This is a genomic window from Chitinophaga varians (genome assembly GCF_014529945.1).
Taxonomy (GTDB): domain Bacteria; phylum Bacteroidota; class Bacteroidia; order Chitinophagales; family Chitinophagaceae; genus Chitinophaga; species Chitinophaga varians.
In genome coordinates this window covers 1-24,024 of sequence record NZ_JACVFB010000005.1, presented here as the reverse complement: position 1 = coordinate 24,024, position 24,024 = coordinate 1, and the positions used below count along the sequence as shown (strand labels likewise).

Sequence of the window (24,024 nt, the reverse complement as noted above, 5' to 3'; positions counted from 1 at the left end):
TGGTATAGTTCCATTATTTTCCTTAATAAATATGTGCCAATATACGTCAGGTATCAATATGAGCGTCAACATCTTTCAGCGCCACATTCCTGCGAGGCAGGAACCAGGCGGGAATAAGAGTCACCAGGAGGATAATCAGGGAAATGTTAAATCCTTCGCGCAGCGCCAGATGATGCGCCCGCATAGACGTGGCACCGGCCAGCACATGGTTATTGTAGGCTGTTTGCGTGATAATAGCCAACACAGCAATACCAATAGCGCCACCTACCTGTTGCATCAGCGTACTAACGGATGATGCCATGGTTACTTCGGCAGGCCGTACCGAACTGAGCGTAGCGGCGTTCAACGGCGCCAGCAGCAGGCCCATGCCAAGCCCCCTTACTGTCATCGCAATAATAACGGACCAGATATCGCTGCCACGGTCCAGCACGGAAAACAGGTACATGGAAACGGCCAGCAACATAATCCCCAACATGGATATTTCACGGGAACCGTGTTTGTCAGACCATTTGCCGGCAAATGGCATCAACGCGGCCATAAAGGCGGAGTTGGGCAATATCAGCAACCCTGATACACCTTCGGAAAATCCCATCTGCTCCTGCAACAGAAAAGGCATGAGGAACAAACCGCCAAACAAGGCGGCGGCCCGGGAAATCGTGACCAGTATACAACTGACGAAAGAATAGTTTTTAAACAGCTGCAAGTCTATAATAGGCGCCTGATGGCGACGGTCCAATAGTACAAAAACGATCAGTGCTGCCACCGCTATCCCCAACGTGACCAGTATCTCCGGAGAACCGATGCCCAGCACCTCTGCCCGGGCCACTCCGTATTGCAGGCATACCAGGAAAATAGTCAGGGTGGTAAAGCCCGTCAGGTCGAATGGCAGTTTTAACTTAGGCTGACTGCGCAATACATTCAGGTATTTGAAAGACAACAGCACCGTGATCACACCGATAGGCAGGTTGATGTAAAAAATAGAAGGCCATCCGAACTGCTCTGTCAGGATACCGCCCAATGTAGGCCCAATAGCTGGCCCTACCATATTACCCAGTCCCCACCAGCCCAAAATAGAGCCCCGTACCCTTGCAGGAAATACATAAGAGATAATGGCCATGGAAGTGGGTGCCATAGCGCCGCCGCCTAAAGCCTGTACCACACGGCCAACCAACAGCGATGGCAGCGTCGTCGATAAGGCACATAACAGAGAGCCGAAAGTAAAGAGGGAAATAGCGCCGATATAGAGATTAAAAAAGCCAATGCGGTTCTTCAGCCAGTTGGTAAGGGGCATGAGCACAGAGAAGCTCAGCATGTAAACAGTGATCACCCATTCAATTTCACTGAGTGTACAATTAAATTGTTTACTCATAACGGGCAGGGATATATTGACAATGCTGGAGTCTATCCCGGCCATGGTGGTACCCATGATGATCACAATCAGAATACCGGTCCTGTTGATATCTCTCATACGCGGTCTTTCATCATAAAGATAAGCTGCGCTTTGGCGACCAGCGGATTGAGCGGATTGCAGTTGATCATCAGCAGATACGTGGCCAGCTCTGACAACTGCCAGTCTGTCTCCATTTCACCACCGTCTTTAAAGCAGTAAATTTTGTGAAAGTTATAGTTGACAGGTATTTGCAGGGAAGCACAGGCATGCATGGCCCGGTCCAGCGGCTCCTGTATCATGGCAGGGTCCTTATATCCCAGCTCCTGCATGATTTCGCTGGCCGTATACAGCAGGGGCGGGTTTCTCAGCTGTGAAATCCTCTCAGTGGCAATCACTTCTTCCAGGTAATCAAAAAGTTTAAGCATGACCATTCTCATTTAGTTGTGAAAGTTGCTGAAACAGTTCTTTTTCCTTTTCGGACAGATTTTTAGGAATATGCACGACCGCTTTGATGTACAGATCGCCGGCAGCCCCTTTATGATCATATGCCGGCATGCCTTTGCCTTTTAACCGGAATACCTTGCCACTGTCTGTGCCTGCGGGGATGTTCATGCTCAGGGTGGTGGCAGGGGTGGGTACGTTCAGTTTACCGCCCAGAATAGCCGTATACAGGGGCAACGGCACTTCCGTATGAATATCCTGTCCTTTGAGTTCGTATTGTGGATGTGCGCCGAGCTGGATGGTGATCAGCAGGTCTCCCGGTTGGCCACCCTGGCGCCCTGGCGAGCCCTTTCCCTTGAGGCGGATTACCTGCCCGTTATGCAGGCCCGGCTTCATCTTGATGTTCAGCCGGCTGCCATTCACCTCTACCTGCCTGGTGGCGCCGGTGTAGGCATCTTCCAGTGACACCTCCATCGTAGCCTGTACATCGCGGCCACGGCCCGGACCTTGTTGCTGCCGCCGGCCACCGCCGGAAAACTGGCTGCCAAACAGCTGCTCAAAAAAATCGGAAAAACCACCTCCTCCGCCAAACATGTCTTCCATATTGCCGGAATAGGTATACCCGCCTTGTCGGCCACCACCGCCATACTGCGACCAGTCGAAATCTTCCGGCCGCCCACCGTGCTGCTCGTAATACTGGTAGTTTTCCCCGAACTGATCGTATTTTTTGCGTTTTTCCGCGTCACTTAAGACTTCGTATGCTTCGTTGATTTCCTTGAATTTATCTTCAGCGGCTTTATCTCCCTGGTTCTTGTCGGGATGGTATTTCACCGCCAGTTTCCGGTACGCCTTTTTGATCTGTTCCGCTGTTGCTGCCTTCTCTACACCAAGTATCTTGTAGTAATCTTTTACGTCCATAAGTATACAACATGTGATGATTGAAACTTGTTCAGGAGTTAAATTGGCCACAAGAAATATACCGGAAAAAAGCGACATTTTATAGGGAGATGCCCACCTTTTCCCAGACCACAACCGCCACCATGTCTACCGGTACGCTTGCCACGGTAACGGCAACACGATGTTCGTATGCCCGGATTCCCAGGCTGAAGCCCTGGGCCATATGATGTGGCAGGCTGCACGACTCTTTCAGGCTGGCAATAACAAATCGTAGCCCAGGGCTTCAGCCTTGGGGAACCTGGGGCATCAATAAATTCAGTTTCAGTTCATCGATAATATATTGCAGCGTCTTTTGCGCCTTCACGCTATTCCCCGATTTGTCCAGCGGCGGGGCAAACACCGCAATGGCCATCCTACCCGGCGCCACGGCGATAATACCACCACCTACGCCGCTCTTGGCAGGCAGACCGGTATGATATACCCATGAACCGGTATTATCATACAATCCTTCTGTGATCATGGTAGCCAGTATCCGCGGACACAGGACCGCATCGATCACCTTTTCCCGTGAAACCGGGTTCACGCCGTTGTTGGCCAGGGTACCGGCCATGATAGCCAGATCACGGGCACTGGAGCCGTAAGAACAGGCACGGGTGTACAGGTCTACCGATTCACTGACGTCATCATAAAAACGACCATAGGAATACAATAGCCACGCGATAGCCCTGTTATGCAGGTTGGTAGCGGTTTCGGAAGCATACAGCTGTTGAATGACCGACAAACGGCGGGAGGCAAACTTCGCCATCATATCATCAATCATCGTCCACTTGGCGGCACTATTAGGGGCCCTGATAAAACTATGCGTGGCCATAGCCCCGGCATTCACAAGCGGATTCACCGCCCGCTGCGGGTCCAGTTCCACCGCCATCACCGAGTTAAAAGGCATGCCGGTGGCATTCACGCCAATACTATCTTCTACGGCTTTAGCTCCCCGCTGTTGCATGGCCAGCGCCAGCACAAATACTTTGGAGATAGACTCTATCCCGAATTCATATTTGGTATCGCCCAGTTCCAGCACTTTCCCGTCGGCGGTGCAAATAGCAATACCGTACAGTTCCGGGTCTACATTGGCCAGATAGGGGATATAACTGGCATTGGCGCCACCACTGCTGCTCTTAAACTGGTTGTATGCCTGCTGCATCACTTCCCGGATACGCTTTTCCGTAGGCAACGTATTCTTCTGCGCATAGCTATGGCTCCAGCATAACAACATACCCGCCAGCAAAAAAAGCAATCTTCTTATGATGGGTTTCAGGACTCTGTGTAAAGGCATGATAAAGGATTTTGGATTTGCAACACACCGATATCAGCCCCGATGGCTGATCTGCGCAGCTATCAGAACACGCCAAAGCGAATAAAGTTCAAACAGGGAGGTAATTTTTGGGAGATGAACAACAACAATCACGATAAATGAACCAGCCCTTTTCATAAAGGACTTGAATAACATCGTAACCCCGGGGCGTCAGCCCTGGGAGTGAGAGGCCCCATCCAGAATAGCATAGGCCTCCAGCAATGCCTGCACTTCCATGACCATTTTGGCCAGCCTGCTTATTTCTGCGGGTGTTAACAGCATCATCACATGATCTGCTGGCAAAGGCAGACAAATACTTTTCTCATTTTCCTGATAAAGCGGGTCTCTGTTATCAGCTAAACGAATCACCATGTCTGCGAAACAAAAAAATTCTTCCGGGGCCAGGTTCACAACACTGGTACCAAAGGCCATCTGAATGCCTTTGCAATGGGCGCAACGGATCACATATCCCTGGCTGCTATGATATAAAGTCTGATAATTACACATAAGCTATTTTGCGGTTAGTGCCTCCAGCGGCCGGATAATCGGCCGCTGTCAGGACTTATTCATCACTCTTTACGAAAATGAGGTTACAAACAACAGACACCTCTCTTTATGTATGTATAGCAAATACGCCGAAGCATCTTGTTACATCAAAAGTACATCGGAGCACACAACCGGCATTGACGGATCAGGAAAACGATTTACGCAAAAAGGAAAGATTCCTTAACATTCTTTTAGCATCTCCCCAAAAAAAGCGCCCGCTGTAAACACAGCGGGCGCAGGGGTTTCATAGGGTGCAACAATATCAACTATTGCTGCGCAAACCTACGTCATAAAAAGACAATGCTTTTATCGAATCAGGAAAAATTAGAATGATGTGAAAAATAAAATAGTTCGCAGTGCGACCTATATTCATTTCCGGTGAAACATACCATCAGTGATAAATCTGATGCATAAATTTTATTCCGTGCTAAACTCCAGTCTTTGAGAATTAATACCGGCTACGATGCCATAACCGTTACGCACGTTGGTAAATACCGTGAACGGCTCTGTGATCAATACGCCGCCATTCCGGGTTTGCATATCTACGGTGCGGAAATACTTAAACCCGCTACAGGTGAGTGAACTAACTTCTATCATCATACGGGGCGCATTGATGGGATGTTCTGTTTCCAGCACAAAGTTGACCGTCTTGCCGTCAAAGCGTGTATCGTCTATGATCAGGCTGGGATAATGCGTGTTAGTGATCACATCGATCAGGTTATTATTGAATGCAGGGTCCAGCCGGAAGTTGCGCATCGTGTCCGGAAGGTTGTCGGGGCCGTATGCAAATACGCGCAGCCGGTAATAGTCCGCCGCGCCCGGGCGGTCCTTTAGTGTAAAGACGATCCGTGTACTGCTGCGCTTCGCCACCGGATCGGACGCCACCGGCGCCGGTGGCAGCGTGTCCTGCGCGGTGACCGGTGTCAGTCCTGCTGCGGTCACATTGATCGTATAATTGTTACCGTTAGCCACCTTCTCTTTGGATACGAAATAGTTACGCCCTTTGATGGTCTGCTGTTGCAGGGGGCTCATCGCAACACCGTTCTGCAACAGGGTCACCTGTGCATTCCCTATTTCCGCGAAACCACTTTCGTCGTACACATTGGCCGGCACACTACGCGTAATACGCACATACGCCACACTATCCGGCTGCAGCAGGCTGTTGACCACGATCTTGTCTCCTTCATATTTCAGCTGAATATTCACCCGCTCTTCGCAGGCGCTCAGCAATATTGCTAACAGTATACCATATACGAAAAAAGATCTCATACCCTGTGTTTTAAAATTTGATCGAATAGGTAATGCTCGGCAGAATAGGCATCACCGTTACCTTCGACAGGTAACGCTGCTTTTCATCTCCATCCCGTTTCATATAATACAGGAAAGGGTTTTTCTGATTATATACATTATATACGCTCAGGTTCCAGCTTTTACGCCAGCGTTTTTTCTGCTTTGAATAGGTGATCCCCACGTCCAGCCGGTGTACATCGGCTGCGCGGTAGTTGTAACGACCGTCGTAGCGGTCGATCCCCACATCCACGCCACTGCCGGGGTCCCAGGGGGAAGCTGTGCCAGCGCCGTGATAGCTGGCTACCGGCAAGGTCAGCGGCGCACCGGTAGTATAGTGCCAGGATGCGGATGCCTCCCAGCGTTTGCCGATTTTCTGTGTCAAGACTATCTCCACATCATGCCGGTGATCATATTTGTAAGGGAAAATACGGCCTTTGTTGATATCAGGGAACTGTCGCGTGCTCCATGCCAATGTATAACCAATCCATCCGGTAGTAGCACCTTTTTGTTTTTTGATCATCGCTTCTCCACCATAACTCCAGCCCTTCCCAATCACCACATTCTCGTCCCACCGCTCCAGTGGCTGATCGATCGCGGTGCTGTTGTTCGCATATTCGATCATGTTGTACATGGTCTTGTAATATCCTTCCAGCGTGAATTCAAAAGCGTTGTTCATACTGGTTTTGGCGATACCCGCTGCCACCTGCCGCGATAGCATGGGCGCCACCCGTTGCGTGGAGGGTACCCAGATATCCGTTGGCAGAGATGTTCCCGCACTGGACAACAGATGAATATACTGGTTCATATGCGTATAGGACGCTTTCACCGCCCAGTTGCGCGGCAGCATATACCTGAGTCCCAGCCTCGGCTGCAGCGACTGATAAAAGCGGCCTTCCACGGCGAATCCGGATGCATGCACCCCCAGATTAGCATACAGGTTCTCTCCCAGGCGCCAGTCGTCTTCCAGGTATAACAACATTTCGGTACCCCGTATATTCAACCAGTTTTTAGCGGTATCCAACGGTATCACAGAAGTAGAGCCTTTATCAGAAAGATTCATCAGGCCCGGACGGAAATAATGCGCGGTAACAGCGCCCCCAAAGCGGACAGCGTGACTGGGGCTTGGGCGGAAATCAAAATCCGCTTTCAGTCCGATGTTCTTCATCCGCGAGAAATACTTCCCGTACAGGTCGGAAACCTGTTCGCTGGCCGGCAGCTTATACTTAAACTCATACTCTGTCCGGAAGGCATACTGGGAATAGTTAAGACTGACGTTGGAAAAAAGACGGGTATTGTAAATATGGTTCCAGCGCAGTCCACCGATCGTATTGCCCCATCCCAGCTGGAAACGGCTGCTCTCCGTCATACGCCCGATGGCGTCCGGAATAATACTGTCAGGTACTGATTTAATCAACAGGTTGTCTTCTCCCTTATACAGGCTCAGGTAAATCCTGTCTTTCGGTGAAAAAATATGATTGATTTTGGCATTAACATCATAGAAATAAGCATAGAAGGCGCCGCCTTTTCCAAATTCACCATCTGTCCTAAGCGTGGCGTTGTATAACAGATCGGGATAAGAACGGCGGGCAGACACAATAAAGGAAGTCTTGTCTTTTACAATCGGACCTTCCACATTGAACTTGGCGGAGATCATCCCGATGGCCACATCACCATGATAATGGCGCATATCTCCATCCTTCAGGGAAATATCCACCACGGATGACAGCCGTCCGCCGAAACGGGCGGGGAAAGCGCCCTTATAAAGATCTGCCGACTTCACCACTTCCGCATTGAGGAGAGAATACACCCCGAAGAAATGAGAGAAATTGAACACCGGCGTACCGTCCATCAGGATCAGGTTCTGGTCGGGGCTGCCGCCTCTGACATGAAGACCGCCGGCGCCGTCCATGCCGCCGCCTACGCCAGGCATAGATTGCAGGGTGCGCATTACGTCTGCTTCACCCAGTAATTTGGGCATAGACTGAACAGCTGCCAGTGGCAGGTGTACCTTGCTCATCTGGGTCTGGTCCTGTATTTTGGTTTTATCCGTACCGCTTACCACCACTTCCTGTAAGCTGGCCAATGGCTGCAGCGGCACCAGCAGTATCCTGTTGGCCTGCCCGTCTACCGGCAGCAGTGCCGGCTCGTAGCCAACATAAGACACAATGAGGCTGTTGGTGTCCTTGACGGTCGTCAAACTGAAAAAGCCATATTGATTGGTGGTAGTACCCTGTTTGAGGGTGGGGGCGTAGATGGTGGCGCCGGGAAGTTTTTCGCCGCTCACGCCATCCTGTACATATCCGCTGATGGTGCGGGTGCTGCGTTTAATCTGTTGCAGTACCAGCTGTTCTCCAACACGGGTAAAACGGATATCATCAGGCGCAAAGAGTTGCTCCAGCAGGCTTTTGAGCCGCTGTTGATGTGCTGTGACCGTAACTTTACGGGATAAGTCTACAAGTTCCCTGCTATATGAAAAATGGATACCGTATCCTTTCTCCAGTATTTCACACACCACCCTCAGGGGCTGGTCCTTTACTACCACTGTGACTCTTGTTTGCCAATCCCACCCTGAAACTTTTAACGGGAAACATAATAACAAACATAAGATCCCCGTCAGCAGTTTGCCGGCTAACGACATAATTTTAATGAATGACTTTGTTATCGGGATATTGGAGAACACCGCTAATAATACTGAATAGCGAACCTACAGGGAGATCCGCTACAGAAAATCTCCCGGCAAGTTCGCTAAATACCATAGGTGGTGCCTACTTCAATTTATATTGTCTGTCGCCTGTTTTCTCCCACGAAGCATTGAGCGTCATGGCCAATGCGTTCATCACATCATCAATACGTTCACCATTAAAGTTGGTGCTGACGGTCAGTTTCAACAGGGAAGTATTTTCCAGTTCCACTTTTACGTCATACACTTCCGTGATGGTTTGCAGTACTTCCTCCAGCGGGGTATCGTGAAAAGCAAGCGATTTTTTCTCTATATCAGTAACATGTGTGGCGATACGGAAAGCAGGCCGGAGACTATCATTCCTTAGCAGCATGCCTTGCGTAAGCACTACGCTGTCTGCGTTGTCATGATCGATCACCATTACTTTACCGCTGGCTACATGTACAGAAACTGTTTTTTGGCCGGGGACATAGTGTACCGTAAAGCGGGTACCCAGTACTTTCACTTCCGTATGCCCCAGCAGTACAACAAACGGCTGTATGGCATTACCGGCCACATCGAAGGTGGCCACGCCCTGCAGGCTGACAGTCCGGTTGCTGTTATTATAACCTTTAGCCAGTTCCAGCCTTGAACCATCCGTCAGCTGTACACTGCTGCCATCGGGCAGCTGAGCAGTGGCTGGTCCCGCAAAAACAGCGTCTGTTTTTTTACCGGCCAGGAACCACCATCCGGCGCCCAGTGCTATCAATAATACCGCTGCCACTTTCAGCAGGGTATAGATATAACCGGACTTACGAACGGGCATTACCGGTTCCGGTTCTACCGCAGACGGCGCGGTTACCGGCGTCACATTCATTTTAGTATACAACTGCTGCCAGGAGCGGTCTGTCTCCACCGGCACCGTTACCGCCTGCTCGGCGGCTGTTTGCAGCACTTTACCCAACGATGCCAGTAGCCTGGCATTATCGGTATCTTCCTGCAACCAGGCTTCTACCCAGGCACGCTCTTCTGTATCTGCTTCATTCAGCAGATACTTGCAAAGCAAGGTATAAAGAGCCTCATCAAAATAGGTTGATGTCATGCGCAGTTGTACGTTTTTTTATCATGTCCCGCTATCGCGGATGTCCATAAAAGTAGACGCATGGAAAATTGTGTTTCCCCTATGCGTCCCCAATATTTTTTAAAATAAAAATCCTGTTAACAATGGCAGGTATTCCTTCAGCTCCTGGTGCAGGATACGAAGGGCCTTGCCCATATGGTTCTCGACTGTCTTTACCGAAATATCAAGAGTAGCCGCAATTTCGGCATATTTCATCTGCTGCTGACGGCTCAGGACAAATACCTCCCGGCATCTTTCCGGCAGCCTGTCCAACGCCTGCTGGTACAGCCGCTCTAGTTCGCGGGCCTGGTCGGTGGCCTCTGTGGCTGTTTCCCTGATAGTGCTGTAATGCGTTTCCCTGTCCACCCTCACTGTTTCCTTGCGCCACTGGCTGATAGCCGTATTCCGGATAGCAGAAAACAGGTACGCTTTTACCGGCCCGGTGATAGTAATGCTATCCCGCTTTTCCCAGAGCCTTAAAAACACTTGCTGTACAACCTCCTCCGCCGCATGGGAATCTCCCATGTAGTGTGTGGCAAAGGCGACGCATTGCGCATGATTTTCCCGGAACAATGATTCGAATGACTGGAGTTCCAACATGATGAGGCACAAATATAAATAGGATTTAAATGATTTCTACGGACGAATGCGACGAGTGAAAGATTTATTATGCCAAATTTTTGTTATATTTTTTTCTTTTAAATATGGCCCTGCCCGTCCTCCCAATCCATAAAAATCATCCAAATACTGGTTATCTTTGACCCCGCAATGTATCAACTAATTAAAAAACTGCTCTTCAGCGCTCAGCCGGAAAAGATCCACCACACTGTGATGCGTGGAATGAAAACAATTTATGCGCTCCCTTTTGGCAAAAATGTACTACGCGCCTTTTGTGATGTTAAAACGAAAGGACTGGAAAGGGAACTGTTTGGCCTTCGTTTTTCCAACCCGGTAGGACTGGCCGCCGGATTTGATAAAGACGCCAAATATATCGATGAACTGGCCTGCCTCGGGTTCGGCTTTGTGGAAATCGGTACGGTTACCCCACTGGCACAACCCGGCAACGATCAGCCCCGCCTTTTCCGCCTGCCGGCAGACCAGGCCCTGATCAACCGCATGGGCTTTAACAATGAGGGCGCTCCCGCTGCCGCCAAAAGACTGCGCCGCAGAAAATCAACTATCATCGTCGGTGGCAACATCGGTAAAAATAAAAATACGCCTAACGAAGAAGCCGTAAGCGACTACGAAAAATGTTTCCATGCACTGTATGACGTGGCCGACTACTTCGTGGTAAACGTCAGCTCTCCCAATACCCCCAACCTGCGGGCGTTACAGGAAAAAGAGCCGCTGAAGCAGCTGCTGCACCACCTGCAACTGCTCAATGCACAGAAGCTGAAACCTAAACCCATCCTGTTAAAGATAGCGCCAGACCTCACCAACGAGCAGCTGGACGACATTATCGAGATTGTACAGGAAACCAAACTGGCGGGCATTGTAGCCACCAACACCACCATCAGCCGGGAAGGACTGGCCACTCCGGCGACTACCATCGCGGAAATAGGTGCTGGCGGACTAAGCGGTCTTCCGGTAAAAGAGAAGTCCACCGCCGTTATTAAATATATACATCAACGCAGCCAGGGCAATATTCCCATCATCGCCGCCGGCGGTATTTTCACCGCGGCCGATGCTCAGGAAAAACTGGATGCCGGTGCTTCCCTGGTACAGGTGTATACCGGCTTCATCTACGAAGGCCCGACCATCGTGAAGAAGATATGTGCAGGCCTGCGTAAATAAGGCAGCATCTCAATTACAACCTATATGGAACAATTTCTGACGGCTGAATCAATCATCAGCCTTTTGACGCTGGTGCTCATGGAAGTGGTATTGGGCATCGACAATGTGATCTTCGTTTCCATTGTCATGAACCGCCTGCCCGCTGAAAAACGCCCCGCGGCCCGCCGCATCTGGATGCTCACCGGCATCGCTGTACGCATTATCCTCCTCCTTTGCATCGGCTACATCGTAAAGGCCGTTAACCCGCTGTTCCACATCGGCAGCCACGGTTTCAGCCTGCGCGACCTCATCATGCTCGGTGGCGGTCTTTTCCTGCTCATCAAAACTACCCTCGAAATCCACCACAAACTGGAAGGCGAGGAAACAACTGCCGGTCAAACCCCCAACGGCAACAAACCCGCTGTATCCATGCTCAACGTGGTAGGCCAGATCATCGTCATCGATACGGTGTTCTCGTTCGACAGCATCATCACCGCGGTAGGCCTGGCCAAACAGATCCCCATCATGATCATCGCCGTAGTGATCGCCATGATAGTCATGTTCCTATTTGCGCCCCGTATCAGTGACTTCATTCACAAACATCCTACCCTCAAAATGCTGGCACTTTCCTTCCTCGTCATGGTAGGCGCCATCCTCATTGTGGAAGGCTGGGACGCTCAGAAAGCCCACGACCTGCACCTGAAGAACTATGTCTACTTCGCCATGGCCTTCTCCTTCGGGGTGGAAATGCTGAATATGCGCGTGCGGAAAGGTCATAGCCAGCCGGTGGAACTAAAAGAACCCACCCTGAAACCCGATGACAAACAGCACTAACATCCATACAGCTGATAAAAAGAAAGCCCGGAACACGGTGTTCCGGGCTTTCTTTTTATAAAAACTCCTTTATCATTGTTCCGGAGCACCGACGTTCAGCATATTCATGATTGTTACAGACACCATTCCCGCAGTCTCCGTTCTCAGCCTGTTTTTCCCCAGCGACACCGGCTCAAATCCCTTGTCCAGTGCCAGCTGTATCTCTTCCGGCGTAAAATCGCCTTCCGGCCCGATCAGGATAATGGTGTCTTTTCCGGGTTGCAGGTGATGGATCATCTCCCTTTTTTGTCCGGGTAAACAGTGAGCGATCAGTTGCTGCGGATCTGTATTGGTGGTCACCACCTTATCAAACGGCTGTGGTTCCAGCAGCTCCGGCAGATAAAACTGCTGCGATTGCAACATGGCCGACACCAGTATATTTTGCAGCCGCTCCGCTTTGATCTTCTCTTTTTCCGTACGGTGGCTTACCAGCGGAATGATCGTCCGGATACCTATTTCAGCCGCTTTCTCCAGAAACCATTCAATCCGGGAAGCATTTTTAGTAAATGAAATGGCTATACGAAGCGCCGGTACCGGCGCCGGCAATGTGTCGCACTGTGTGATCCGCACCCCGCAGCGTTTACGGTTATCGTCTGTGATCACCGCGTGAAACCGGTGCCCACGGCCGTCGGCCAGTAATACCTCGTCACCGTTTTCATGCCGGAGCACCTGTATACAATACTTGGAAGTATCTTCGTTCATTGTATAGGCTGCGGCATCTGCGGCAATATCCGGCGCGTAAAAGATAGGCTTATCCATGGACGCAAATTATTTGATTATTTTATCATTTGGTTATTTGATTATTGAAGGATGGCCAGGCACACTTCAATAATCAAATAACCAAATGACTAAATACCTGAATGAACAAGCTTGCGGCTTTTGATATGAAAGCGGAAGAACAACAATACAGAGGCCGTCAGCAGGCCCAGTAACAACGCCCACCATACGCCTTCCACGCCGTAACCCAATTTAATGCCCAGCACATAACCCAATGGAATACCAATACCCCAGTAAGCCAGCAGCGTAATGAACGTAGGCATCCTCACATCGCCAAGGCCGCGAAGGATACCAAGTCCCACGACCTGTGTGCCATCAAACAACTGGAAGAAAGCGGCGATCACCAATAATCCCGCAGCGATATGGATCACCTGTGGATCATTGATATACATCGCCGGCAACAGGTTTTTAAACAACAGGAACATCAACGCGGTAGTGCCCATCAGCACCAGCACCATATGGTAACTGGCGATAGCGGAATGACGCAGGGAATGATAATCTTTCTTCCCGAAGTTGTTGCCGCTCTTGATACCGGCCGCAGCGGAAATACCGCTGGCCATCATGTAGGTCATGGCCGCCAGGCTGAGCGCGATCTGGTGCGCCGCCAGTTCGGCAGCGCCCATCCAGCCTACAATAACAGCTGCGCCGCTGAATGCGCTGATCTCAAAAATATATTGCAGGGCCACCGGTGTACCGATACCCAGGATTTTTTTGACAGATGCCCATTCCAGATGACGGAAACCAAAAGATTGCAGATAGGGCTTGAACCGGGGAGATCTCAATACATAAAAAGCCATGGTAATACCCATGATCAGCCGGTCGGTGAACGTAGCGATACCGACACCCACCACGCCCATACGAGGCATGCCGAAAAGACCGTATACCAGGGTGATACCGATGATGATATTGATGACGTTACCGATAATACTGATGTTCATGGCCTGCCGGGTAAAGCCCAGTCCTTCTGCGAACTGTTTAAATGACAGGAACAACATCAGCGGGATAAACGAAAAGCCCAGGTAGCGCAGGAAAGGACGGGCCTGTGCGGCCACATCTGCTTCCTGTTTCAATAATTCGAGATGGCTGCTGCCGAAATAAATAACCGTAGACAACAGCAAACCCACCACCATATTGATGATCAGGCTATGGCTCAACAGGTGGCCGATGGCTTTTTTGTTGCCGCGGCCGTTTTCCTGTGCAATCAGTGGCGTAAGGCCGTAAGACATGCCGATGCCGGTCACCATAAAAATACTGAACAGGCTGTTGCCCAGGGATACCGCCGCCAGGGGCACTTTCCCGGTATGTCCGATGATGATACTGTCTGACAGGGCCACCAGCGTGTGCCCCAACTGGGAAATAACAACAGGATAGGCTAAATGGAAATTGTCCTTGTAATAATGCCTGTATTTTAAATAAAGCTGTTTCATTGATTCCTCTGATTAATGTAAGACTTATAGCAGGGTAAATTTTTCCGATAGTGATAAATTTATCCGGTACCAACAAAAAGGCCGGCGATCGTAATGATGCCGGCCTTTAAGCAAATATCGTTATAGGTGCTAAAACGGTGCATCTTCAAAACCTTCGTCAAAGTTCATGTCGTTCATCTTGGAACCCTTCTGTATGTACAGCTTCGCCTCATCGTTGCCGCCGCCTTGTGGACGGGAGATGCCTGCAAAGGGGCTTCCGCCGCCACCAGGGTTTTCCAGGCTGCCATCATCTTCAAAGCGCTGGAATTCCAATACAGCCCTTAATTTGATGGTATCCAGCTGACCATTACGGTGTTTCGCGATCCGGACGTGGGTTTCCCCTTTATTGGACTCGCCCATTTCGTTGGCGTTGATCTCGTAGTATTCGGGGCGGTACAGGAACATTACCATGTCGGCATCCTGTTCGATCGCACCAGATTCACGGAGGTCGCTCAACTGTGGCATCTTATTACCGTCTTTACGTTTTTCCACGTCACGGCTCAACTGGGAGAGGGCGATTACCGGTACCATTAACTCTTTCGCCAGGCCTTTCAGGTCACGGGAGATTTTACTGATCTCCTGTTCTCGGTTAGAGCCTCTGCCATCACCACTGCCGCTCATCAGCTGCAGGTAGTCGATGATGATCACGCCTACGCCGTGGTTGTGTACCAATCGTCGGCACTTGGCTCTCAGCTCAAAGATGTTCAGTGCCGGGGTATCATCAATAAAGATGGGTGCTTTCGCCAGGCGTTCGATACCGTGGGTCATCAGCTTCTTCATCTCATATTCTTCCAGCTTACCACGGGAGATTTTCTCCAGTTTGATTTCCGACTCGGCCGAGAGAATACGCTGTACGATCTGGCCGGAGGACATCTCCAGGGAGAATACCGCTGCTCCTTTGGGGAAGCGGGGGTGAAGGGCCGCGTTACGGGCAAGGTTCAGCGCAAATGCTGTCTTACCTACGGACGGACGGGCTGCGATGATAATAAGGTCGGTAGACTGCCAGCCATAGGTCACTTTGTCGAGTGACGGGAAGCCGGAAGGTACGCCGGTGATATCATCGCCTTTATTACGCAGGTCCTCGATACGTTTCATGGTGTTTACCAGTACACGGTCGATGGAGTCGTAGTTTTTACGGAGGTGGTTATTGGTGATCTCGAAGAGCTTGGATTCAGCGCTGTCGAGCAGGTCAAACACGTCTGCCGTGTCTTCATAGGACTCGGTAAGGATCTCTCCGGAAATGCGGATCAGCTCCCGCTGAATAAATTTCTGCAGGATGATACGGGCGTGTGCTTCGATGTTGGCCGAAGACACTACCGCATTGGTGAGTTTCATCACGGTAAAAGGTCCGCCTACCGCTTCCAGTGAGCCCATAGATTTCAGCTCTTCTGTCACGGTGAGAATGTCTACCGGCATTGATTTCGACGCCAGACGGGTCATGGCGGAAAATATCAGCTGGTGTGCTTCCACATAAAAACACTCGCCTTTCAATATTTCCACCACAATATCAAAAGCACCCTTTTCCAGCATGATGGCTCCCAAAACAGCTTCTTCCAATTCTTTAGCCTGTGGTGGTATCTTGCCATACACCAAGGATGATACCTCAATGGCCGGTTTTCTGCGAACATTGCGGTCCTTCTTAAGATTGAGATCCATTTATGGTCAGAGTATTAAAAAAAGTTAATAAAAGGTTACAGTCAATGGGCCTTTCCGGTATTTATTTGCATTATTCCTGTATCCCGGCAACATTTGCCGCTTTAAGAAATTGTAAATTTTCTCGAGCCGTACAAACTAAGGTAAAGGCATTTTTTTAATTAACCTTTTTTATTTGACGACTAAATTTATTAAACCCCGCGCACAGGTTATCCACCACTAACGAGGGGGTTATCCACCGGACAACAACAGTTATCCACCAAAAACCGGAAAAACCACATGCAAAGGTCTGATTATTCACACACATTGTGTAAAAAAGATTTTCACATTGGCAGGAAATATCGCATCCAGGTCGCCGGAATGTTGACCAGACAGGGGAACAGAGGAAAACAGCTGCCGGGAAACCGCTGTCCATCCTCCTTCCCGATAAATTTCCCCGGCAATCTCCGGCTAAACCGGTAATTCGCAATTCGTAATTTGTAATTCTTTAACTTTACGCTTCTTTATAAACCAAGCAGACAATGACGATTTCATACAACTGGCTTTGTGAGTATTTACCGGTCAAACCTACACCGGAGGAACTGTCCACCATCCTGACAAGAATAGGCCTGGAAGTTGAGAGCCTTGAAAAGTTCGAGGCAGTAAAGGGCAGTCTGGCCGGCTTGGTGATTGGTGAAGTGCTGACAGCCGAGAAGCACCCCAATGCTGACAAACTGAAACTGACGACTGTAAACACCGGCAACGGTGAGCCGCTGCACATCGTTTGCGGTGCTCCCAACGTAGCCGTGGGCCAGAAAGTAGTGGTAGCCCCCATTGGCACCACCATCTACCCGCTGGGTGGCGAGCCCCTGACCATGAAAAAGGCAAAAATCCGTGGCGAAGAAAGCCAGGGCATGATCTGTGCTGAAGACGAAATCGGCCTGGGCAACAGCCACGCCGGTATCATGGTGCTCGACGCCTCCCTGCAACCCGGCACACCGGCCGCCGACATATTCAAACCGGCACAGGACTGGATCTACGAAATAGGCCTCACCCCCAACCGTATGGACGCGATGAGCCATATCGGCGTGGCGAAAGACGTGTGCGCCTTCCTCAATAACCTGGAACATACCAGCAAATACCAGGTACAGCTACCGGAAATAAAAGCCCTGCCTGCCGCAGCGGCACCGCTTCCGATCAGCGTGACCATCGAAAATACAGATGCATGCCCGCGCTATGTCGGTATCAGCATCACCGGTGTTACCGTAGCACCTTCTCCGGAATGGCTGAAAAATCACCTGCAGGCCATCGGTGTACGTCCTATCAATAATATTGTGGACATCACCAACTTCGTACTGCACGAGACCGGCCAACCGCTGCATGCTTTCGACGCAGCAGCGATCAAAGGCAATGCCGTGGTAGTGAAAAACCTGCCACAGGACACCGTTTTCGTTACACTCGACGAAAAAGAAAGAAAACTGGACGCTACCGATCTGATGATCTGTAACGGCGCCGGCGAAGGCATGTGTATTGCCGGTGTTTTCGGCGGACTGCACTCCGGCGTGAGCAACACCACACAGAACGTCTTCCTGGAGAGCGCCATCTTTGCCCCCGGGGGTATCCGTACCACTTCCTTCCGGCATGGCCTCCGTACTGACGCCGCCACCCGCTTCGAGAAAGGGGTGGATATCTCCAATGCCGTTTTTGTGCTGCAACGCGCTGCAGCATTAATATGTGAACTGGCAGGCGGCAAGGCAGCCTCCGAAATTATCGACGTTTATCCGTCGCCAAGAGTAAAAACACAGGTGGAAACCAGCTATGCTTATATCCACAAACTCAGCGGCAGCCAATATACACCGGAAAAAATCAAGAATATCCTCACCAGTCTGGGCTTCGAGATCATCTCTGAAACCATAGACGTCATGGCGCAAACACCGGAAAAACTGCGGGTAGCCGTGCCTTTCAGCAAACCCGACATCAGCCTGCCGGCTGACCTGGTAGAAGAAGTGATGCGGATAGACGGACTCGATAATATCGTTATCCCTTCCCACATCACGATTGCCCCTTCCATGGCTTCCCAGCCTGATGAAGAAGGTATCCGCGAGAAAGTGGCTAACTATCTGGCCGGCAACGGTTTCAACGAAATTTTCACCAACTCCATCACCAACAGCAAATACTATACGCCGGAAGTGCTGGAACATACCGTGAAAATGATGAACAGCCTCACTGTGGAACTGGACGTCATGCGCCCTTCCATGTTGGAAACCGGCCTGGAAAGCATCTCGCACAACCTGAACCGTAAGAACGAAGACCTGTTCTTCTTCGAATTCGGAAAAACCTATAAAGTACTCGAAAAGGGATATGCCGAGAACAACCACCTCGTATTATACCTGACGGGTAAACGCACCGCAGAAACCTGGATGCATAAATCCTCTCCGGTTGACTTCTACGACCTGAAAGGATTTGTGGTAAATGTCCTGAAACAGCTGGGATATCAACAGTTCCAATGGGTAGAAAGCACCGAAGCCGGTCTGCAGCCCGCCTGGGAAATAAAGGTCAAAAACCAGGTGGTAGTAACCCTCGGAGGCGTTACCACACAGAAACTGAAGCAGTTCGATATTAAACAACCGGTATGGTTTGCCACTTTTAATTGGGATAAAATAATCGGACTGTTACAAAAAAGTGATAACTTTTACAGAGAAATACCCCGTTTCCCCGCTGTGCGGAGAGATCTGGCGCTGGTGCTCGGTAAACAGGTACGGTTTGCGGCCGTGGAAGCTGCTGCCCGTGCGGTGAAATCGCCCCTGCTGCAGGATATCAACCTCTTCGACGTATTTGAAAGCGAGAAACTGGGGGCCGATAAAAAATCGTATGCTGTGAGCTTTACCTTCCTGGACACCCAAAAGACCCTGACCGACAAAGAAATCGACGGGGTAATGGACAAGCTGGTAAAGACTTTTGAAACACAGTTACAAGCAGAAATACGGAGATAATTTTGATATTTGGGTAATTGGCCATTTGGATATTTACTGATCCGTTTAGCATAAAATTCCTTCAGTAAATTTTCAAATGGCCAAATAACAAAATGTCTAAATAGATTAATTGTTTAAAATGGTTTTAGAGCAATACATTCAACGGGTAGAAGAAAAGCTACAACTGCTGGTGAAGAGACTTCACCATGTGCAGTCGGAGAATGCATCGCTCAAAGAAGAAGTCAACCAACAACAGCAGGCACTGCAACAGCAACAGCTGACCATACAGGCAATGGAAGACAAACTGCATCTGTCGAAGATTGCAGCCACCGCCCAGGGAGGCGCCACAGCAACAGAAGACGCAGCCTTTAAAAAAGAGATCCGGAACAAAATCAATGAGTATATCAAAGAAATTGACCGGTGTATCGCTTTATTGAACGGCTGACCTAAAATAATTTCAACATATGGAACAACTCATTCCAATCAATATTGTGGTATCTGACCGCTCTTACCGGATCAAAATACGGCCGGAAGAGGAGGAAGAGGTACGCCGTATTATGAAAGAAGTGAATGAGAAAATCGTTGATTTTAAGACTTCCTACGCTGGTAAAGACCAGCAGGATTATATTGCTATGGCCCTCATTATGTACGCTACCCATCCGGGCACCAGCGGCGGCAAGGCACAGGCCGTTACTGCTCCCTTTCTGCAGGAGAAACTGGAAAAGCTGGAAGAAATCATCAACCAGGCACTGGGTTAGACCACTTACCCGTTGCTAAACAATGACTTAGCTAATTCGCTAATTATCACGTATTAAACACGCTTTACTGCTATTTTTTTGTATTTTCGCGGGTCAGTTCTCGCCCCTGTCGCGTTTTAGCAGTGACTTGGGTATGAGGATACTACATAAATCAAGTATAAATAATTCATATGGATGTTACACTTTATACGACAATAGCTGCAGTAGTGGCATTGATCTTAGGAATAGTGCTAGGTAAGGTGATATTTGCCAAAAACACACAGCAAAAAATTGATGACGCTGAGCAACAGGCTAAAAAAATCGTCGCCGATGCACAGGTAAGCGCTGAAAATCTGAAAAAAGACAGGTTACTCGAAGCAAAAGAGAAATTCCTGCAATTAAAAAGTGAGCATGAGAAAGAGGTCATGCAGCGCAACCAGAAAATAGCGGAATCAGAAAACCGCATCAAACAGAAAGAGCAGTCTCTCAATCAGAAAAACGAACAGCTCCAGAAACACATCAACGAGAACGAAGCGATCAAGGAAACGCTGAACCGCCAGATGGAACTGGTGACCATTAAGCGTACCGAACTCGAAAAACATCAGGAAGAACATATCCGCCGCCTTGAAAAAGTAGCCGGACTCACGGCTGAAGAAGCCAAACATCAGCTGGTGGAAAGCCTGAAAGAGGAAGCCCGCTCCCAGGCGCTGTCCCATATTCAGGAAATCATCGAAGACGCTAAGCTGAAAGCTAACAAAGAAGCTAAGAAAATCATTATACAGTCCATCCAGCGTACCGCTGCCGAGCAAACCATCGAGAACACCATTACCGTGTTCACCCTGGAAAGCGATGAAATCAAAGGCCAGATCATCGGCCGTGAAGGACGTAATATCCGCGCCATCGAAGCGGCTACAGGTGTTGACCTTATCGTGGATGATACCCCTGAGACCATCGTACTGTCCTCCTTCGATCCGCTGCGCCGTGAAATCGCCCGCCTGTCGCTGCAACGCCTGGTACAGGACGGCCGTATCCACCCTGCCCGTATTGAGGAAGTGGTAGAGAAAACCAAGAAACAACTGGAAGAACAGGTAATGGACATCGGTGAAAGAACTGTGATTGAACTGGGTATCCATGGCCTGCATAAAGAACTGGTACGACTGGTAGGTAAAATGCGTTTCCGCTCTTCCTACGGTCAAAACCTGCTGATGCACTCTAAAGAAACAGCGAACCTGTGTGCGGTGATGGCTGCGGAACTGGGCCTCAACCCCAAACTCGCCAAACGCGCCGGCCTGCTGCATGATATTGGTAAAGTGCCAGACGAAGAAACGGAACTGAGCCACGCCCTCCTCGGTGCTAAGCTGGCGGAGAAATATGGCGAACACGCCGCTGTGGTAAACGCTATCGGCGCTCACCACGATGAAATGGAAATGCAATACGTGATTTCCCCGATCGTTCAGGCCTGCGACGCCATCAGTGGCGCCCGTCCCGGCGCCCGCCGCGAAATTATGCAGAGCTACCTGCAACGTATCAAAGACCTGGAAAACCTCGCCCTCGCTCATGAAGGGGTGGAAAAAGCCTACGCTATCCAGGCCGGCAGAGAACTGCGTATCATCGTTGAAAGTGATAAAGTATCCGACAACGACGCCGACCGTCTGTCCTTCGAAATTGCTAATAAAATCCAGACCGAAATGCAGTACCCGGGTCAGATCAAGGTGACTGTTATCCGTGAAAAACGTGCAGTAAACATCGCCCGCTAATCATTCTGATTTAGATATCTGGAATTTTGATATTATATTGGAGTCCTCCGGCCAAACACCGGGGGACTTTTTTTATCCGGTGAACAACGGAACCACGTTTAAACTCATCTCAAAAATCCAATAATCTATATGAAGCGGTCTTTTTTAAAATTTGTATTGGGTGCCGCCCTTGTACTGGGCACCAGCAGCGCTTTTGCACAGAAAGCCCAGTCCCTGTTCAATGGTAAAAACCTGGATGGCTGGAAAATTCATGGTACTGAAAAATGGTATGTGGAGAAAGGCGAATTAATCTGCGAAAGCGGCCCGGATAAAGAATACGGTTATCTCGCTACCGACAAAAAATATCAAAACTTTGAGCTGACCGTTCAGTTCAAACAGGAAGCCAATGGTAACAGCGGCGTGTTCTTCCACTCTTCTCTCGAGGGTACTAAAATTGCCGGTTGGCAGGCTGAAGTAGCGCCCCCCAACATGCATACCGGCGGTATCTACGAATCTTATGGCCGCGGATGGCTCATCAAACCGGAAGCAGAGAAAGAAAAATACCTGAAAATGGGTGAATGGAACACCATGAAAATCCGCGTGGACGGCGATCAGGTAACGACCTGGCTCAATGGCCACGAAATGATTACCCTGAAAGACGAAAAAATCGGCGCCATCGACGGTCAGATTGCCCTGCAAATCCACTCCGGCGGCGGTATCAAGGTAAAATGGAAAAATATTAAACTGGTTCCCCTGAAGGGATAATATAACCTTATGTCCTACCAAGACCAGGTGATCTTTATTACAGGCGCCAGCTCCGGTATAGGCCGGCAGCTGGCGCTTTTGTTAGCGCAGGAAAAAGCGCGGCTGATCCTCGCTGCCAGACATGCAGACACCCTGGAAGCAGTACGGCAGGAATGCCTGTCATACACGCCTTTCTGCGAAATCCTGACCATGGACATTACCAGGCCCGAACAGGTGGATGCCGGCGCCCAAAAAGCCTGGCAACTATACGGCCGGATAGATGTGCTGATCAACAACGCAGGCGTTACCCAACGCTCTAAACTGATTGATACGCAGGTATCCGCCATCCGGCAACTGATGGAGGTCAATTTCTTCGGTCCGGTGATGCTCACCAAAGCCCTGCTGCCCTACTTTCAACAGCAGCAACACGGTCAAATTGTGGTCATCAGCAGTATGGCCGGCCTGATGGGTTACCCATGGCGCTCCGGCTACAATGCCGCCAAACATGCGCTCCAGGGCTATTTTGAAACCCTGCAGACGGAACAGCCCATTCCTCAGCTACACACCACCATCGTTAGCCCCGGCCGTATCCAGACACCGATCACCTATGCTGCCATCACGGCCGATGGTACCCCTTTCGGTAAAATGGACCCCGGCCAGGAACATGGTATCCCGGTAGAAAAATGCGCCCGCCGCATTATTACGGGCATGCGCAAACGAAAAAAACAGGTACTGGTGGCCCGGGAAGAAAGGATATTGTTATGGTTCAAACGTTTCTTTCCACCACTGTTTTATTTTATTTCCCGGAAAGGAAACTGATACCTTCCACAACGCCATTAGCGTTATGGAAAGGTGTCCGTATGACAGTCAATAGTTTAATGATGAGACCGCCACACGAGCAAAAATGTCAAAAAACGTAAAAAAGAGGTGCTTTTTCGAAAAATATGAGGCTTCAACGCATATGGCCAACCTCACGTAACAAGACATTTTGACAATTAAAAAATGAGGACGCCTCACACAAAGCACCTAAAATCACCGACATCGCTATCACAGCAAATGGTTCCTCCTTAGCAAAACAGCCCATATCCCTGGTGAAAAACGCCTCGTAGCATGGTTACAGGTACGCGTAAACGACAAGGCATGGGAAAAAGTTATAGCTGTATATGAACAACTACCGGGGTGGATCGGCTTTTCAAATGGTATTCCTTTTTGGTTTGGGACCAACGAAAATGAGAAACACATCAGCGCTTCCGTAGAGCCATCGGGGTTACTGGTAGGCGCCTATATGGCAGCAGAAGAATGGTTGCAATGGGTAGAGACTTTCCAGGAGATAGCAACACGGGAACTGGGCTTCCCCGTCAAAAATGCCGAAAACTAGCCAAAAACGTCACTTTTTTCGAAAAAACAGCTTTTCATGAAATAACTATCTATCCTCCATACAGCAAGACATTTTGGCAATCAACGAGCATTAACATCGCGCGAAGCGCATAAAAAAAGCCTGCTTTCGCAGGCTGTTATGTTAGTCTTTTTTATCTGTATCTTCGTTAGTTGAGCTTTCATCCTCATCCTCATCCTCATCCTCATCCTCATCCTCATCCTCATCCTCATCCTCATCCTCAT

At 49.7% G+C, this 24,024-nt stretch carries 21 protein-coding genes; 8 read left to right on the top strand and 13 right to left on the bottom strand.

Translation table 11 applies throughout. From position 1 onward, the window contains the following. Positions 1-46 precede the first annotated feature (46 nt). From ICL55_RS23590 to ICL55_RS23550, 10 genes are all read right to left on the bottom strand, one after another. Positions 47-1,468 (bottom strand): DHA2 family efflux MFS transporter permease subunit, encoded by a 1,422-nt coding sequence (locus ICL55_RS23590; RefSeq protein ID WP_188102066.1) that lies wholly within the window; start codon positions 1,466-1,468, stop codon positions 47-49. Then, positions 1,465-1,815, bottom strand: a complete 351-nt coding sequence (locus tag ICL55_RS23585; RefSeq protein WP_169223981.1) for a damage-inducible protein D — start codon at positions 1,813-1,815, stop codon at positions 1,465-1,467. Before ICL55_RS23585 ends, ICL55_RS23590 begins: the two co-directional genes overlap by 4 nt. After that, positions 1,808-2,749, bottom strand: a complete 942-nt coding sequence (locus tag ICL55_RS23580; protein ID WP_188102063.1) for a DnaJ C-terminal domain-containing protein — start codon at positions 2,747-2,749, stop codon at positions 1,808-1,810. The genes ICL55_RS23585 and ICL55_RS23580 overlap by 8 nt, the downstream gene beginning before the upstream one ends. A 79-nt stretch (positions 2,750-2,828) precedes the next feature. After that, entirely contained in the window at positions 2,829-2,951 is a 123-nt protein-coding gene (locus tag ICL55_RS35470) for a hypothetical protein (protein WP_281392595.1), read from the bottom strand. Between the two features lie 60 nt (positions 2,952-3,011). Then, positions 3,012-4,061 (bottom strand): glutaminase A, encoded by a 1,050-nt coding sequence (glsA, locus tag ICL55_RS23575; RefSeq protein WP_223151571.1) that lies wholly within the window; start codon positions 4,059-4,061, stop codon positions 3,012-3,014. 189 nt (positions 4,062-4,250) lie between these two features. Next, positions 4,251-4,586 (bottom strand): DUF6686 family protein, encoded by a 336-nt coding sequence (locus ICL55_RS23570; RefSeq protein ID WP_188102061.1) that lies wholly within the window; start codon positions 4,584-4,586, stop codon positions 4,251-4,253. A 456-nt stretch (positions 4,587-5,042) separates the two neighbouring features. Next, the gene (locus ICL55_RS23565; RefSeq protein ID WP_188102058.1) at positions 5,043-5,894 is read right to left on the bottom strand and encodes a DUF4249 domain-containing protein; all 852 of its coding nucleotides are present in this window, start codon (positions 5,892-5,894) and stop codon (positions 5,043-5,045) included. 10 nt (positions 5,895-5,904) lie between these two features. Continuing rightward, complete coding sequence (locus tag ICL55_RS23560; protein WP_188102056.1) at positions 5,905-8,457, bottom strand: carboxypeptidase-like regulatory domain-containing protein; 2,553 nt, start codon at positions 8,455-8,457, stop codon at positions 5,905-5,907. 223 nt (positions 8,458-8,680) lie between these two features. After that, positions 8,681-9,676: a FecR domain-containing protein gene (locus ICL55_RS23555; protein ID WP_188102053.1), complete on the bottom strand. Its 996-nt coding sequence runs from the start codon at positions 9,674-9,676 to the stop codon at positions 8,681-8,683. 99 nt (positions 9,677-9,775) lie between these two features. Beyond that, positions 9,776-10,294 (bottom strand): RNA polymerase sigma-70 factor, encoded by a 519-nt coding sequence (locus ICL55_RS23550; RefSeq protein ID WP_168809898.1) that lies wholly within the window; start codon positions 10,292-10,294, stop codon positions 9,776-9,778. A 168-nt stretch (positions 10,295-10,462) separates the two neighbouring features. Here ICL55_RS23550 and ICL55_RS23545 point away from each other — a divergent pair, with 168 nt between their 5' ends. After that, entirely contained in the window at positions 10,463-11,488 is a 1,026-nt protein-coding gene (locus ICL55_RS23545; RefSeq protein ID WP_188102051.1) for a quinone-dependent dihydroorotate dehydrogenase, read from the top strand. A 24-nt stretch (positions 11,489-11,512) separates the two neighbouring features. Next, complete coding sequence (locus tag ICL55_RS23540) at positions 11,513-12,301, top strand: TerC family protein (RefSeq protein WP_188102048.1); 789 nt, start codon at positions 11,513-11,515, stop codon at positions 12,299-12,301. A 72-nt stretch (positions 12,302-12,373) separates the two neighbouring features. On the opposite strand, the gene ICL55_RS23535 is transcribed toward ICL55_RS23540, so the two are convergent. The 3 genes from ICL55_RS23535 to dnaB all read right to left on the bottom strand — a co-directional run bounded on the left by ICL55_RS23535 (position 12,374) and on the right by dnaB (position 16,239). Then, positions 12,374-13,099 carry an RsmE family RNA methyltransferase gene (locus tag ICL55_RS23535; RefSeq protein ID WP_188102046.1) on the bottom strand — a complete coding sequence of 242 codons (726 nt, stop codon included), beginning with the start codon at positions 13,097-13,099 and terminating at the stop codon, positions 12,374-12,376. An 89-nt stretch (positions 13,100-13,188) separates the two neighbouring features. Further along, positions 13,189-14,544 (bottom strand): MATE family efflux transporter, encoded by a 1,356-nt coding sequence (locus ICL55_RS23530; protein ID WP_188102043.1) that lies wholly within the window; start codon positions 14,542-14,544, stop codon positions 13,189-13,191. Between the two features lie 129 nt (positions 14,545-14,673). Beyond that, entirely contained in the window at positions 14,674-16,239 is a 1,566-nt protein-coding gene (dnaB, locus tag ICL55_RS23525; protein WP_188102040.1) for a replicative DNA helicase, read from the bottom strand. 518 nt (positions 16,240-16,757) lie between these two features. On the opposite strand from dnaB, the gene pheT reads away from it, so the two are divergent. The 6 genes from pheT to ICL55_RS23495 all read left to right on the top strand — a co-directional run bounded on the left by pheT (position 16,758) and on the right by ICL55_RS23495 (position 23,223). Further along, a complete protein-coding gene (gene pheT, locus ICL55_RS23520) occupies positions 16,758-19,208 on the top strand; it encodes a phenylalanine--tRNA ligase subunit beta (RefSeq protein ID WP_188102038.1) in 2,451 nt (816 codons plus the stop codon). Positions 19,209-19,326: 118 nt separating this feature from the next. After that, positions 19,327-19,632: a hypothetical protein gene (locus tag ICL55_RS23515; RefSeq protein ID WP_188102035.1), complete on the top strand. Its 306-nt coding sequence runs from the start codon at positions 19,327-19,329 to the stop codon at positions 19,630-19,632. Positions 19,633-19,651: 19 nt separating this feature from the next. Beyond that, positions 19,652-19,945 carry a cell division protein ZapA gene (locus ICL55_RS23510; RefSeq protein ID WP_169223967.1) on the top strand — a complete coding sequence of 98 codons (294 nt, stop codon included), beginning with the start codon at positions 19,652-19,654 and terminating at the stop codon, positions 19,943-19,945. Positions 19,946-20,115: 170 nt separating this feature from the next. After that, positions 20,116-21,681, top strand: a complete 1,566-nt coding sequence (gene rny / locus ICL55_RS23505; RefSeq protein WP_188102032.1) for a ribonuclease Y — start codon at positions 20,116-20,118, stop codon at positions 21,679-21,681. Between the two features lie 129 nt (positions 21,682-21,810). Further along, positions 21,811-22,425: a 3-keto-disaccharide hydrolase gene (locus ICL55_RS23500; RefSeq protein WP_188102030.1), complete on the top strand. Its 615-nt coding sequence runs from the start codon at positions 21,811-21,813 to the stop codon at positions 22,423-22,425. 9 nt (positions 22,426-22,434) lie between these two features. After that, positions 22,435-23,223: an SDR family oxidoreductase gene (locus tag ICL55_RS23495; RefSeq protein WP_188102028.1), complete on the top strand. Its 789-nt coding sequence runs from the start codon at positions 22,435-22,437 to the stop codon at positions 23,221-23,223. Positions 23,224-24,024 lie beyond the last annotated feature (801 nt).

What these genes read in the sequence shown, in the direction of transcription:
- ICL55_RS23540 (WP_188102048.1), top strand. Translation starts at nt 11,513, where the DNA reads ATGGAACAATTTCTGACGGCTGAATCAATCATCAGCCTTTTGACGCTG.
- ICL55_RS35470 (WP_281392595.1), bottom strand. Translation starts at nt 2,951, where the DNA reads ATGGCCCAGGGCTTCAGCCTGGGAATCCGGGCATACGAACATCGTGTT.
- ICL55_RS23590 (WP_188102066.1), bottom strand. Translation starts at nt 1,468, where the DNA reads ATGAGAGATATCAACAGGACCGGTATTCTGATTGTGATCATCATGGGT.
- rny (WP_188102032.1), top strand. Translation starts at nt 20,116, where the DNA reads ATGGATGTTACACTTTATACGACAATAGCTGCAGTAGTGGCATTGATC.
- ICL55_RS23550 (WP_168809898.1), bottom strand. Translation starts at nt 10,294, where the DNA reads ATGTTGGAACTCCAGTCATTCGAATCATTGTTCCGGGAAAATCATGCG.
- ICL55_RS23545 (WP_188102051.1), top strand. Translation starts at nt 10,463, where the DNA reads ATGTATCAACTAATTAAAAAACTGCTCTTCAGCGCTCAGCCGGAAAAG.
- ICL55_RS23585 (WP_169223981.1), bottom strand. Translation starts at nt 1,815, where the DNA reads ATGCTTAAACTTTTTGATTACCTGGAAGAAGTGATTGCCACTGAGAGG.
- ICL55_RS23500 (WP_188102030.1), top strand. Translation starts at nt 21,811, where the DNA reads ATGAAGCGGTCTTTTTTAAAATTTGTATTGGGTGCCGCCCTTGTACTG.
- ICL55_RS23535 (WP_188102046.1), bottom strand. Translation starts at nt 13,099, where the DNA reads ATGGATAAGCCTATCTTTTACGCGCCGGATATTGCCGCAGATGCCGCA.
- ICL55_RS23495 (WP_188102028.1), top strand. Translation starts at nt 22,435, where the DNA reads ATGTCCTACCAAGACCAGGTGATCTTTATTACAGGCGCCAGCTCCGGT.
- ICL55_RS23565 (WP_188102058.1), bottom strand. Translation starts at nt 5,894, where the DNA reads ATGAGATCTTTTTTCGTATATGGTATACTGTTAGCAATATTGCTGAGC.
- ICL55_RS23570 (WP_188102061.1), bottom strand. Translation starts at nt 4,586, where the DNA reads ATGTGTAATTATCAGACTTTATATCATAGCAGCCAGGGATATGTGATC.
- ICL55_RS23510 (WP_169223967.1), top strand. Translation starts at nt 19,652, where the DNA reads ATGGAACAACTCATTCCAATCAATATTGTGGTATCTGACCGCTCTTAC.
- ICL55_RS23580 (WP_188102063.1), bottom strand. Translation starts at nt 2,749, where the DNA reads ATGGACGTAAAAGATTACTACAAGATACTTGGTGTAGAGAAGGCAGCA.
- glsA (WP_223151571.1), bottom strand. Translation starts at nt 4,061, where the DNA reads ATGCCTTTACACAGAGTCCTGAAACCCATCATAAGAAGATTGCTTTTT.
- pheT (WP_188102038.1), top strand. Translation starts at nt 16,758, where the DNA reads ATGACGATTTCATACAACTGGCTTTGTGAGTATTTACCGGTCAAACCT.
- ICL55_RS23515 (WP_188102035.1), top strand. Translation starts at nt 19,327, where the DNA reads ATGGTTTTAGAGCAATACATTCAACGGGTAGAAGAAAAGCTACAACTG.
- ICL55_RS23530 (WP_188102043.1), bottom strand. Translation starts at nt 14,544, where the DNA reads ATGAAACAGCTTTATTTAAAATACAGGCATTATTACAAGGACAATTTC.
- ICL55_RS23555 (WP_188102053.1), bottom strand. Translation starts at nt 9,676, where the DNA reads ATGACATCAACCTATTTTGATGAGGCTCTTTATACCTTGCTTTGCAAG.
- dnaB (WP_188102040.1), bottom strand. Translation starts at nt 16,239, where the DNA reads ATGGATCTCAATCTTAAGAAGGACCGCAATGTTCGCAGAAAACCGGCC.